We start from the raw sequence: 12,920 nt of genomic DNA on the forward strand, positions 1-12,920 counted from the left end.
GATAAAGAAGCACCATGGCCCAGCTCCTAATTAATTCTACACATTTTGACCCTCTCGTCGCCCCAAATCCTAGAGACCTTGACTGGCCGGACTCCTACTGGGCAAGTACCATAGAGTCACCACCTCAGATTAATCCTGCACTCAAAGGCACCTATCAAACCGATGTCGCCATCGTAGGTGGGGGCTATACAGGGCTACTGACAGCTTATTATTTAGCAACTGAATTCAATATTGAAGCTACAGTGCTAGAAGCCAATCAGATAGGATTCGGTGCCAGTGGCCGTAATGCGGGATTTGTTCTCAAAGGCTCAGGACGCCTTGGTTATGGCCAGATGGCCAATCGATGGGGACTGGATACGGCGAAAGGTGTTTATAGTGAATTTAGTCAGGCTGTCGAGCGTGTCAGTGGCCTCATCCAAGACAATAACATCTTGTGTGAGCCCCAGCCGCCAGGTTATCTAAAAATCGCCCATAATGCCAAGTCCCTCAAGCAACTTAAGCAAGCAGCAGAGTTTATCACCAGTGAACTGGGTGGTCAGGCAGAATTTATTTCCCAGAAGAAACTCGCACATGAGTACGTGGATCACAAGCAAGCTTATGGGGCGCTAAGGCTAGAGGATGGTTTTGGGATCAATCCGCTCAAGTTAGTTTTGGGATATAAACACTTAGTAGAAACTCGAGGAGTTAAGCTCTATGAAGACTCATGTGTCGAAAAATGGATTGAGGAACAGGGGAAGCATAGATTGATCACCTCCCAAGGTGAGCTATTGGCAAAATGCGTGGTGGCTGCAGGAAATGCCTATACACCCAAACAATTTAGTCCCCGCGTCGATGGAAAGTTCTTACCCATATTGAGTAATATTATTGTGACTGAGCCGCTAACAGCGGAGCAATTGAGTGAATCGAGTCTGAAAACTCATCAGGTGATTATGGATACCCGTATTCTGAAGTATTACTATCGATTATTGCCCGACAATCGTCTCTTATTTGGTGGTCGCGGCGCAATATTTGGTAAGGATGCATCGGATCCTGTGTACGCAGAGCGGCTAAAATATGCTCTCAATCAATGTTTCCCGGCTTTAGCCAAGGTTGGCGTGTCATACAATTGGACTGGATGGATTGCAGCAGCCATGGATGATATGCCCCATGTTTACCAAGAGAATGGAGTGGGTTATAGCTTAGGGTATTGTGGCTCAGGTGTTTCCTTTAGCGCTCAGGCAGCATTTCGCTTAGCCCAAAGCATTGCAGGTGAGAAGACACCCGACTTGCCTCTCTACAGGCAAGCGCTACCGTCATTTCCTATGCCGGGTTTAAGACGCTTAGGTCAATGGGCTTATTACCACTACGGTTGGATAAGAGACAGATATGGTTAATTTGGTCAATGGGCCTATTACATCATCCACTACGGTTGGATAAGAGACAGATATGGTTAATTTGGTCAATGGGCCTATTACATCATCCACTACGGTTGGATAAGAGACAGATATGGTTAATTTGGTCAATGGGCCTATTACATCATCCACTACGGCTAGATAAAAGATAGATATGGCTAGCTCTTCTTATCCCAATTAGTATCATTACTGGGAAGATGACATGTTATTGCCATCCTGATTTGCATCTCGGTTAGCCTTGTCGGTCATCTTTTTCATGATCTCGTAAGAGCTATGATCATAGGGAGGCACAAACATGTTTTCCTTGAGAATTTTGCTTGCATCCCCCAGCATGGAATTGACAGGTGCCTGTCTGGATGCCGGTACCATAGAGAGTTCTCGTGACACACGAGTTTGCACCTGCTTGCTAATGAAATAATTAGCGAAGATCTCCGCCGCTTCGAGTTTCCTGCCTTCTAAGCCCTTAACGAAGTTAATGGTATCTAACCAAGCCATGTGTCCTTCCTTGAAATCGATCAACTGCCAATTAGACCCTTTCTCATTTTCAGCATATATTTCAGGTCCCCAGCTGCTGACGATCAGTAAGTCTTGATGGAATTTGGGAGATGTTTTCCAAAAATCGCCAGCAGCGTGATAAAGAGAAGAGAGCTCTTGTTGCAGCTCACCCTTAGGGTTAGATATCTCTCGTACGGCTTGGCGATCTCCTTGTTGTATCGCTTCGTATAGAGAGAAAGGAGAGAGACCTTGCTTCATCAAGGCTAAGCCTAAGTTATACCACTCCTGAGATTGGTTTAATGAAAATTTTTCCCGCCACTCACTTTTCCAAAATGCATCCACCGATTCAGGTATCTCACCATCTCTAACTTTATTCTTATTGATATAGAAACCATATATGCCACCCCCCCAAGGGATATATAGGGGTTGATTCTGGCTATTCATTCCCATGTCTAGCCCCGTGAGATTAGGATAAAGGTCGGCATAATTCGTTAAACGAGGGGAGTGTATGTCTATTGCTTGAATTAATTTGGCCGTTTTTTCTTTTTGCATCTTAATGAAGAAGAGGGTAAGAAATGTGATATCACATTGCTTAGCACGAATGATATCGAACATCTGCTCAGCCCCCTGGGCATAGGGTGAGACAATATCGACTTTATATTTATAACCCTGTTCCTTTAATAGAAGATTGACATTATCTACGTCTTCTTGGGTTACATATCCTTCCCAAGTCAGCACCCTTAGCCAATGATCAGCCTGAGTCTCTTTAGCAAATAGAAGCATAAACAACAGAGTTAACACCAGAAGGATAACGCAGGGAAACGTTATAATTTTAATAGAGGTCATAGTTCACCCGATACAGGTCAATTGTCAGGTTTTGCCTATTAAGTTTAGTTCAGCATTTATCTGTTTGATATTGGATCTCTTTAGTGCGAATTAGCGCCGTCCTTGCTATCATTAACGACTGCTCAACAGGGGGGAATAAAATGAAATCACCAGTAGATAAGATGCTCACTACACACGACAAGCTAGTACACTCAGAAGGAGTAAAGATTATCTCTCATACTCAAAGAAATGTTGAAGAGTGGGTACAGCACACTGTGATGATTGAGGGCTGTGATGCGCCATTTAAGTTCAGACGACCTAAGAAGTTCAAATGCCTTAAGGGAAATCGCGTCAATATGACTTATTATCCTGAAACTGAGAAAGTGGCGGGATTCGAAATTGAAGTGATGAAGGTAGTCCGAATTAAGCGTTATTAGGCTGTTATTCTATTTAGGTTAACTTGAAGTGATAAACTGAAACTGGGTGAAATCCAGCGATTGAAAAATGAAGTCTCTTTCTGATCAATTCAGTGATCCAGTGTCACCTAGTCAGGCGCTATAACTTAAGTAACGCATACATCATTAAGTCTACATTCAGTTATTTTACCTTACTATCTTCCTGTTTACGGCTAATACAGATCGTAGTAGCCTATTAACATAATGATTACAACTAAGGTGTCCTGATGAAGAAAGTATTACTAACGGCAGGTCTGTTCCTGTTCCACACAGCTGCCTCTGCTTCGAATGTCATTATCGATAAATCCAGTGTCGATGAAAAAGATTACATTTTCGATATGCATCAGTGTACTGAATTGTCACAGCAGGCCCAGAAGAAAAAAACAGAAGGTGGCCTAGTATCGGGTGCAGCAAAAGGGGCTGCTCTAGGAGCTGCTGCTGGCGCTATTTCTGGAGGCTCTGGTACCGATGGTGCTAAAACCGGTGCGGCCGTCGGTGTGGTTGGTGGTGCTCTGGGAAGAAACCGTTCTAAGAGACAAAATGAAACCAGTCATGAAGCAGAGAAACAGATGGTAGTTAAAAATTGTATGATCAACCGAGGGTACACTGTACTCAACTGATTCAAGCAAGAAATTAGTTCACACAAGGAATTCAATACCAGCCCGCTAGGTTTAACGCTAAGCAAATATTAGCCTATGGCGTTTAATTGAAGAGTCATATCAATCGGTATAAAGGTGCGGTCACTCAGCGAGAGTTTAGCGATTCAGAGACAAGGCAAAGAGTAAGAAAATGGAGTATCAATGTTTATACCCATTGGCATAACTACGGATACCCCATTTTTAATAGGTTCTCGTAAAAAATCGATTAATTAACCATCCTGACTGCCCATTTGAGATTGTACATAGTTCTGAATTCCCATCTTTCCTATCAGGCCAAGATGTTGTTCTAACCAGTAAATATGATCCATTTCGGTATCATCCAGCAGATCTTCGAGTATTTCCCGGCTAATATAATCTTGCTCTTTTTCACAGATCCCTATGATTTTTCTGAGGCTTTCCGCTACGGTTCTTTCTGCTTCAAGATCATTTTCTAACATCTGTTTGACGTTATCGCCTACATTAATCGGTTGCCTAGAAGCGGTATCCGGGGTGCCTTCCAGAAACAATATACGTTGAGTCAGGCGTCTTGCGTGCTCCAACTCCTCTTCGTACTCGTGAGCCAGCTTCTCATGAAGTTTATTAATCCCCCAGTCTTCATACATCTTAGAGTGAGCCAAATACTGATCCATTGAGGTTAACTCCAGAGTCAGTTGTTTGTTTAAGTGCTTGATGACGTTCTGAACACCTTTCATGTTAATCCTCCATCATAGTTTGCTGGTAATTTTCAATGCCTGTGGCATCGATGAGGAATTGTTGCGACTCGATCCAATCCAGGTGATCTTCTTCACCTTCTAAGATCTCTTCGAGTAACTCTCGACTGACGTAATCTTCTTCGGTTTCACACAAGGCGATGGCACCACGCAAAGCGGAAATTTGCTCGTCTTGCAGCTCCTTATCGCACTGAATCATCTCTTCTGTGTGCTCACCTATCCTCAGTTTATTCAGTTGCTGCAAGTTAGGCAGGGCTTCAAGAAACAAAATTCGCTCAATTAAATCATCGGCTTGTTTCATATCAAGAATCGATTTTTTATATTCTTTCTCGTTTAGTTCCTCCAGCCCCCAGTTTTTATAGATACGGGCATGTAGGAAGTATTGATTGATCGAAGTTAGTTCTAACAGCAACATCTGATTTAATACTTGTGTGACTTTAGTCTTGCCTTTCATCAGCAGTCTCCAAAAGCTAGTTAACTTTAAGGGCGTGTAGGCCAAACTGTTAGCCATGGTCTTGATCTTGATCTTGTTATTCAAACAAGCAGCCACAGCCAGAGTAAACTCGGTCTATCTCATTTAAATAATAGATAATCCAGGCTAGTCTGATAGACTAATTTATTATGCTTGAAAATATTATAGGTGCGTGAAAGATAAGCAATTTATAAGGATAAGGAGAGTGATTCGCATTCACTTTTCAAGTGAGTAATATGCAAAGATATACCTCATAATTTAATGAGGTATATCTTGTTTGGAAGAAGAGGGGCAATAGTATAAAACAGGGTAGTTGACTTAACTTAGTCTGCCTTCTTCCTCCTTGATATTAAGCTTCCTGCCAATGTCATTGAGCAGTTGATGCGCCATCTTACAGTCCCTGTCACCGAGTAAACTCATACCATCGAGTAACCAGCGGGACAGTTTTGCATCATCCTTGGTATCGAGCTGTTGTAACAATACCTGAGTCCTGCTCTTCAACGCCTGTAGCTGCCCTTCTTGAGCATCGACTTGCTCGATCTTGAGACGATTATTGACCGCGCTAAGGGCGTAGCTGTATACCATGACAGCCTGAGCCAGATTGAGGGAAGGGTAGTCATTTATCAGAGGAACATAGGAAAAAAGATCGCATAAATCGAGCTCGTTATTAGACAAGCCACTAGACTCTCGACCGAAGAGCAGAGCTATCTTGTTTACCGAGCCCGCTTGCTGAACTAAGGTACCTTTAAGCTCGTCAGGTGTTAAATATTGTCTAGGCGTTCCTCTCTCCCTCGCAGTGGTTGCGATCAACTGATCATATTGTGCACGAATATCAGCAACTGAATCGACAACTAAGGTACGCTCTAATATGTCAGTGGCACCATGAGCCAGCCAATGAGCCTCTTTGTCGAGATGTAAGCTTGAATTGACTAAAATAAGCTGTTCAAAGCCCATGGTTTTTATTGCCCTGGCGGCTGCACCGACATTGGCTGGACGAGTAGGTTCTACGAGCACGAAAACAAGGGACATATATAAGACAGACTGAAGAGTGTAAACGGTGGCATATTTTTACCGGAACCTAAGCCAATGTAAATGGCTCGCCGAAGTATTTTACTCTCTCTGGTTCCTCACTTCTTACCACCTTGCACTTAAAATTGGATGCTGAGGTCAACATTAGGTATTAAACTTAGCAAGGATCCCCTAATGCAACACAGTCCTAGCGACTCATTAATGTTACTATTTTGTCATCGGCGACTGGATTTGCCTGTACATCCTTAGAGATCCCCTCATTTTTCAATTTTAAATAATCCCGAAAATTGAACGGTAAATAGGCTGGTTTTTAAGGTAACGATAAAAATTATCCATTAGAGGTTCTGCCCACTCTTCTCGCATCGTGGGTAACAGTTCATAGTAAATACAACCTTGGCGAAACAGAGAGTATGAGCGAGTTTTACTGGTATTTGCCTTTATTGTCTTTTCCAAGTCAGCATCCTCGCCCGCTTTTCCTAGTAGCGTCAGCAAGCCTATCGCCAAGGCGCTTAGCAAAAACAACCGGTCTCTACGTACCGGGGAACGCGTGTAGGTGGCACTCATCCCCATGCCAAAACGATAGTCTTTAATGTCACGAAAAGTCGTCTCTATCCCCCAACGTTTCCCATATAAAGTCAACATCTTGCTACTCACTAGGTCACGTCGACTTGATGCTAAATACCAAGCTTCTTTCATGCCTTTTTTCTTGGTGCAAATGACCCGAGCGACTGCTTGCTTATTACCCGTTATTTGAACGTCCTTAAGGGTTCTTGTTATGCCGCTGGGTAATAGCCAGTCCTTTACTGGAAACAGCTCTCCTACCGCATCGGTGACTTTGATATTAGCCTTAATTCTAATGATGAAGTCAAAACCCAGCTCATGTTCAATGAAGTTAAATAGTGCCGTATCACTAAAGCCTCTATCAGCAACAATTGTCACTTTAACATCCTCTGCAACGATCGACCTTAACTTAACCAACAACTCATCTTCATGGTTGTTTCTATTACCTTTTAAAGCATGTTTACGATGGGTTTTCCATAGCAGTGGCGTGTTACGTCCATGGGTTGTTTGCATACTCAGTACGATGGTTGAATGGTCGTCTGAATCAAATTCAGTCCAATCGAGAGAGACCACTATCTCTTTGCGTGCACCGATAATATAAGGCCCCCAGGAGTCCAGTAATTGCCAGACGTTTAACTTTGTATTACTGAGTAATCGGTCTACTTGTTTAATAGCAGACTTACGCTTAAGTTTATTGGCTTGGGCTAAGCCAGCGCCAATGGCATGAATAGCGAGTGACCCCTTTTCAATCACTCCGTGAGCGGCATTAGCAAGTGAGGTGACCCTTTTAGCATGCATGTCATGGCCAAAGAGTTCATCGATGTGATTATGAATAAGGGCTTTATTTATCATGTTATAAATTTTAGAACATAGAGTGATTTGGCTTATTATACTCTGGAAGCCTTGCTGCCTCTGGTTATTATGAGGGGATGCTTAAGCTGTACATCGACTTTTTGCGTTTACAACTGGATGTAGCCAATGTTCCTTAAAGTGTCATCGTGTCGTCCATTGACACATAAATTCTTAATTAAAATTACCATTATACTCAATGTATTATTTTCCAGTCTATTCGGTGCTTTAACCTACGCAGAAGAAATTGCCCAAGACATAAAAGTGCAACAAGAGAAAAGAAAACTGGTAATAGCTAACTCTAAGGCATGGAAGCCTTTTTCTTACATAGATATTAATGGTGAACCTCAAGGTTTGCTCATCGATATCTGGAAAGAATATGCCAAAGTCAATGACATCGAAGTCATATTCATCCTAACCGATTGGAATGAATCCCTGCAAAAGGTCAAGTCTGGAGAAGCCGATGTTCACGCCGGCTTGCTTTGGTCTGAAGACAGAGAAACCTATCTGGATTTTCTTGCAGGCATAGTGGAGATAGATACCCAGTTATTTTTTTCATCTAAGCTACTTGGCACCGATGTGCAAAATTATCTTCAAGCCGGAGAAGTAGGTGTGGTCTCGGCAGGCTATGAAGAGACCTATATGATGAAACACTACCCTAAGACTAAACTTGTTACTTTTGATAATAATGAGCTTATGCTTAAGAGTGCATTTTCAGGTCAAATTCAGGCCTTTGTGGCAGATTTTCAGGTTGCCAACTTCTACCTATATACATCCCAAAAACCTAGTCTTTTTTCGCCAGTACAACACCTTTATAGTGGCTTAATCAGGTCTGCAGTGGCTCAGGGACAAAACCAGTTAAGTGTAGAACTCAGAAATGGTTTTAAGCAAATATCTCCGGTGGATCTTGAGCGAATACATCAAAAATGGATCCGTGTAGAAACGGTTTACCCTAAATATTTGTTTCCTACTCTAATTGTATTAATGCTCTTGTTAACGGCAGCCTATATTTTTCACCTGCGAAGAGCTGTTTCACAGAGAACCCATGAGTTACATCAATTAAATATTGAGCTACAAAGATTAGCTTCCATAGATGTGATGACCAACATCTATAATCGTCGTTACTTTATTGACCGTCTACAGAGAGCTTGTGTTCACAATAGAACCGGACTTTCTTTGTTGCTGTTTGATATAGACAGGTTTAAGTCGATCAATGATAACTTCGGTCACTGTGTCGGTGATTTCATCATCTGTGAAATGGTTAAGACGATTAACCAAGAGCTACCTCCTGAGGCTGTTTTTGCTAGAGTCGGAGGCGAGGAGTTTTGTATCTTTATTCAGGGGCTTTCATCCAAGCAAACCCAAGAATTCGCCAAACGGGTTCAATCTTCAGTTACTAACAGCCAATACAGCAATAATAATATCAGCCATTCTGTCAGTATCAGCTTAGGTGCTGTTTATTGTGCAGAGGTAAATATCGATCATCAATTTTTGATTAATCAGGCGGATCACCTCATGTATTTAGCGAAATCCAAGGGACGTGATTGTTATCAATTCAATAAGATCTAAATAAGCATCAGTCAAATTAGTGATACTTGACGGTTAAATCACATTCCTCAGCAATACCTGTTGCATATTTGTAACCAAGTGCTAGTTTCGTCTAACAAAGGATGATACGAGTAAGAACAGGAATGAGTTCGAAACTGATAATAATGGAGCGTGTTTTTAAAGTCATTGGCCTTATGTGCCTGGCATTATTCGCCATGGCCAAACTTCACGCCGCCTATGGTGAGCAAGCTGCAATAAATGAAGTGAAAGATCTCATCGCTTCGAATCAGTTCCTTGCAACAAATCAGATACCAAACAATCAAATTACAAAAGACCAAACCTCTCACAAGCTTAATGATGTCATCAAACCTGAGGCTGCACTGCCTAAGCCCAACATGTCTGATTGGTCACAGTCACGCATCGATAGTTTTATAACAGCCGAGCCAACAAGCCCCTTGTTGGGCCTGTTATCTATTCCTTCTATCAGACTCGAAGTCGCGGTTTTCGATGGCATTGCAGAGGTGAACCTTAATAAGGGAGTAGGCCGCGTGATCCCATCCAGGGAAATTAATGGCGATGGTAATCTGAGTCTAGCAGGACACAGGGATGGCTTTTTTCGAAATATTGGCCAGTTAACCTTAGGCCAGGAGCTCAATATCACAGATCTAAATGGAGAGATACATAGGTTCAGAGTAGTCAATACCTGGATAGTCAAGCCCAAAGATACCTATGTGATGAAGCGAACAGTCAAACCTTCGGTGACCCTGATCACCTGCTATCCCTTTTACTTTGTCGGTAGCGCACCTCAGCGTTACATAGTCAGAGCCGAAAAATTTTAATGTAGTGATATCAATGTAAGTTAACAAAAAGGAAGATGAAAATGGATAAATCAATTCGCTTACTATTAATCGCGGGATTACTTGCATCACCCGCCGTCATGGCAAAAGACTGTAATGAAGTCACCTGGAATCAAGATGTACTGGATCAATATCCAAGTGTAGCCAACGCTTGTCAGGAAGTTCTTGAACAAGATGGTAAAACCTACGTTAAACTCGCTGCTGAGTTCGTACGTTTTCGTCAGCCTAATCACGCAATGGTAGATGTTATCGAGTCCGATGGCAGCACTGAGCGAGTATCCTTTAAGGTTAATAGCAAAGCTAAGGTTAACGCTGGCGGAAAAGATGTCAGCTGGGAAATGATACCTAAGGGTTATGATCTGGCTTTTTATGTACCCAACGACCGTTTTGAAATTCATGAGGTACTTCCAGTGACTGCTGAGATATTGGTCATTGAAATAGAGGATCCAGTCGAGTTGCCCAAGACAGCATCACTCTGGCCAGTCCTAGGTTTAGCCGGTGGCTTGTTCCTGATGCTGGGTCAATTTATGGGCTGGAGGAGAAGAGGGCAGTAAGCTCTCTCTTGTGGTTCGTAAAGTAAAGGAAGCAACCTGCTTCTTTTTTAATCTCCGTTTAATGATACTAATGGCGAACTGAAGTTTTTAGGCTCATTCATGGTGAACTGAGTATTTGTATATACAAGTACAGACATATTTAGCACAGGTATAGACAAGTAGATGGGCATGAGCTAGATCTATAGACATAAAAAAAGCCAACCTCACGAGGTTGGCTTTTAACTAAAGCAAATTTAACTTACTTAGCTGTCATCAAGGCAACGGCATTATCGAGCATACGGTTACTGAAACCCCACTCGTTGTCATACCAAGCCATCACTTTAATCAAGCGACCATTGACACGGGTTTGAGTCGCATCGAAGTTACATGAGAATGGGTTGTGGTTAAAATCAATAGAAACCAAAGGCTCCTTATTGACGGCCAACACTTCATTCATTGGAGATAGTAATGCTGCACTTTCGATAATTGCGTTGATCTCTTCTACCGTTGTATCGCGAGCTGCGATGAAGGATAGATCAACCAAAGAGACGTTTACCGTAGGAACTCGTACCGCTAATCCATCGAATTTTCCAGCAAGCTCAGGAACCACAAGTCCAACAGCCGCCGCAGCGCCAGTCTTAGTCGGGATCATTGACATTGCAGCTGCACGAGCACGACGTAGGTCGGTATGGTAAACATCAGACAGACGTTGGTCATTCGTGTAGGCATGAATGGTTGTCATCAGGCCAGACTCGATACCAATCTCATCGTTTAATGGTTTAACGAATGGTGCTAAACAGTTTGTGGTACAAGAAGCGTTCGAGATCACAGTCATATCAGAGGTGATAACATCGTTGTTAACACCGTAAACGACAGTTGCGTCCACGTTTTTACCTGGTGCAGAGATAAGGACTTTCTTAGCGCCTGCATTTAGATGCGGTTGTACTGCTTCTTTAGAAGTAAAGATACCAGTACATTCAAATACCACATCGATTTTTAATTCGGCCCAAGGCAATTTAGATGGATCTCTTTCTGAGAAAGTCAGGATCTTATCTTTATTAACGTAGATGGCTTCATCGTCATGTTCAACTTTAGCGTTGAAACGACCATGAACAGAATCATACTTGGTCAGGTGAGCGTTGATAGATGCATCGCCAAGATCATTGAGTGCGACGATCTGGATTGGATAATCCTTTTCGCTTTCATAAAGTGCACGTAAAACATTTCGTCCGATACGGCCATAACCGTTAATTGCTACGCGGATAGTCATTCGATATCCCTCTGGTGATATGTAAAATTATCTTCTGGTTGTAAAATTACCAAACTGACAGCTACCGTCAAGTAATATCCCCTGTAAAAGCCATTTATACGTAACAATTTCGCTTTTATTTTTACATTGGTCATATTTTTTACAAAAACTCGCCTGTTCTTTGTAAATATCTTCCGATATGGCATACATTTTTCGATGAGAAAGAGCACTTAGATAAAATTATGAGGCTGGTCTTGTTTATCGATTAGGCGGATCTCTTTGTAGCATTGTCTTGATCGCACTAGATGAGAACTCACCACCTTCTAACACATCGACAAGTTCTTCGGCCCGCTGGTCTAAAAATGTTTGCAAGGTTTTATCACCATAGATCAACGCGAGCATTTTATCTTCAGATACATTCTGCTCAGTCATTAATAGGTTTGCTCTGGCCAATAGATAGGTTAACTCAAGGTCATTGAGTTTCTGGTAATTGTTTGACAGTCCCAATAGCCAGTCAGGGTTTAAGTTATCTTCGTCGCTGATATCCAGCACTTCAAGATAAATGATGTTAGATTGTTTGGCGTCAAACTTCTGATAATAGGAAGCCACTTGAGACAGGAGCAAGATGTCATCTATCTGATGTGCTTTATAGGCAGCTAACACGACTTCTTCAGCCTGCATGTCATTAAAGCGAGTCCAATGATAGAAAGCTAGGTAGAGATCTTGACTATTCTTGGTGGTGTCCTGAAGCTGAGATAGGTTTTGTGCACTTAGGCCAAAAGCGCGTACCCGATCGTTAGTCCTCTCTGGATGCAGAATGTGTTGTACACCGGCGGCGAGTTCTATGCATTTATTATACTTTTCTAAATTGAGCAGTTGTTCATATATCTGCTTACCAGAAGGTGATTCTGTGAATTTTAGCTTATATCTTTTACGAATTAAGTCACCTTTTTCATATCGACACCAGCTATCGGCGTGAAGATCGCTACAAAGTTCAGGATTATTTTTACAAATTGAGCCTGTATTTGGTTGATTATCACAGCCAGACAGGCCAAAAAATGCGATAAAGCTAATAAATGATGTAATTAATACAAAATTTCTCGTCAAAATAGGCTCCAAGCCATGCTTTTGCTAATAAAATTACAGCGTTACAAAAAATATCTTGCTAGCCTGAAAGGCTACTTTTCATTACAATAGCGCCGACCAAAGGGGGAAAACCCCTATTATTAATTAGAGTATTGGTCTTTTCTTTTTGTTACTCAATCATTTCTGAAAAAAAATCGGAAA

13 protein-coding genes are annotated in these 12,920 nt (G+C 42.1%); 6 read left to right on the top strand and 7 right to left on the bottom strand.

The features are described from left to right. Positions 1-14 precede the first annotated feature (14 nt). The gene (locus sps_RS04395; protein WP_077751417.1) at positions 15-1,373 is read left to right on the top strand and encodes an NAD(P)/FAD-dependent oxidoreductase; all 1,359 of its coding nucleotides are present in this window, start codon (positions 15-17) and stop codon (positions 1,371-1,373) included. A gap of 204 nt (positions 1,374-1,577) precedes the next feature. On the opposite strand, the gene sps_RS04400 is transcribed toward sps_RS04395, so the two are convergent. Continuing rightward, positions 1,578-2,732, bottom strand: coding sequence for an ABC transporter substrate-binding protein (locus tag sps_RS04400; protein ID WP_077751418.1), 1,155 nt, complete (start codon positions 2,730-2,732; stop codon positions 1,578-1,580). A gap of 140 nt (positions 2,733-2,872) precedes the next feature. Between sps_RS04400 and sps_RS04405 the strand changes: the two genes are divergently transcribed. Both sps_RS04405 and sps_RS04410 read left to right on the top strand, forming a co-directional pair. Continuing rightward, the gene (locus tag sps_RS04405) at positions 2,873-3,148 is read left to right on the top strand and encodes a hypothetical protein (RefSeq protein ID WP_077751419.1); all 276 of its coding nucleotides are present in this window, start codon (positions 2,873-2,875) and stop codon (positions 3,146-3,148) included. A gap of 245 nt (positions 3,149-3,393) precedes the next feature. Continuing rightward, a complete protein-coding gene (locus sps_RS04410) occupies positions 3,394-3,786 on the top strand; it encodes a glycine zipper family protein (protein WP_077751420.1) in 393 nt (130 codons plus the stop codon). A 248-nt stretch (positions 3,787-4,034) separates the two neighbouring features. On the opposite strand, the gene bfr (sps_RS04415) is transcribed toward sps_RS04410, so the two are convergent. The 4 genes from bfr (sps_RS04415) to sps_RS04430 form a co-directional block, all read right to left on the bottom strand. After that, a complete protein-coding gene (gene bfr, locus sps_RS04415; RefSeq protein WP_077751421.1) occupies positions 4,035-4,517 on the bottom strand; it encodes a bacterioferritin in 483 nt (160 codons plus the stop codon). A gap of 1 nt (position 4,518) precedes the next feature. Further along, the gene (bfr, locus tag sps_RS04420) at positions 4,519-4,989 is read right to left on the bottom strand and encodes a bacterioferritin (protein ID WP_077755548.1); all 471 of its coding nucleotides are present in this window, start codon (positions 4,987-4,989) and stop codon (positions 4,519-4,521) included. A 336-nt stretch (positions 4,990-5,325) separates the two neighbouring features. Beyond that, positions 5,326-6,036: a tRNA/rRNA methyltransferase gene (locus sps_RS04425; RefSeq protein WP_077751422.1), complete on the bottom strand. Its 711-nt coding sequence runs from the start codon at positions 6,034-6,036 to the stop codon at positions 5,326-5,328. A 270-nt stretch (positions 6,037-6,306) separates the two neighbouring features. Then, the gene (locus sps_RS04430) at positions 6,307-7,449 is read right to left on the bottom strand and encodes an IS4 family transposase (protein WP_077751384.1); all 1,143 of its coding nucleotides are present in this window, start codon (positions 7,447-7,449) and stop codon (positions 6,307-6,309) included. Between the two features lie 126 nt (positions 7,450-7,575). On the opposite strand from sps_RS04430, the gene sps_RS04435 reads away from it, so the two are divergent. The 3 genes from sps_RS04435 (at position 7,576) to sps_RS04445 (ending at position 10,405) form a co-directional block, all read left to right on the top strand. Continuing rightward, positions 7,576-9,015, top strand: a complete 1,440-nt coding sequence (locus tag sps_RS04435) for a transporter substrate-binding domain-containing diguanylate cyclase (protein WP_077751423.1) — start codon at positions 7,576-7,578, stop codon at positions 9,013-9,015. A gap of 122 nt (positions 9,016-9,137) precedes the next feature. Next, complete coding sequence (locus tag sps_RS04440; protein ID WP_169915676.1) at positions 9,138-9,833, top strand: class D sortase; 696 nt, start codon at positions 9,138-9,140, stop codon at positions 9,831-9,833. 41 nt (positions 9,834-9,874) lie between these two features. Beyond that, the gene (locus tag sps_RS04445) at positions 9,875-10,405 is read left to right on the top strand and encodes a hypothetical protein (RefSeq protein ID WP_077751425.1); all 531 of its coding nucleotides are present in this window, start codon (positions 9,875-9,877) and stop codon (positions 10,403-10,405) included. Positions 10,406-10,643: 238 nt separating this feature from the next. Here the strand turns inward: sps_RS04445 and gap are convergent, their stop codons facing one another. Both gap and sps_RS04455 read right to left on the bottom strand, forming a co-directional pair. Next, positions 10,644-11,654, bottom strand: a complete 1,011-nt coding sequence (gene gap / locus sps_RS04450; protein WP_077751426.1) for a type I glyceraldehyde-3-phosphate dehydrogenase — start codon at positions 11,652-11,654, stop codon at positions 10,644-10,646. Between the two features lie 237 nt (positions 11,655-11,891). Continuing rightward, positions 11,892-12,740, bottom strand: a complete 849-nt coding sequence (locus tag sps_RS04455; RefSeq protein WP_077751427.1) for a DUF2989 domain-containing protein — start codon at positions 12,738-12,740, stop codon at positions 11,892-11,894. Positions 12,741-12,920: the final 180 nt, after the last annotated feature.

It is taken from the genome of Shewanella psychrophila, from assembly GCF_002005305.1.
Lineage (GTDB): Bacteria > Pseudomonadota > Gammaproteobacteria > Enterobacterales > Shewanellaceae > Shewanella > Shewanella psychrophila.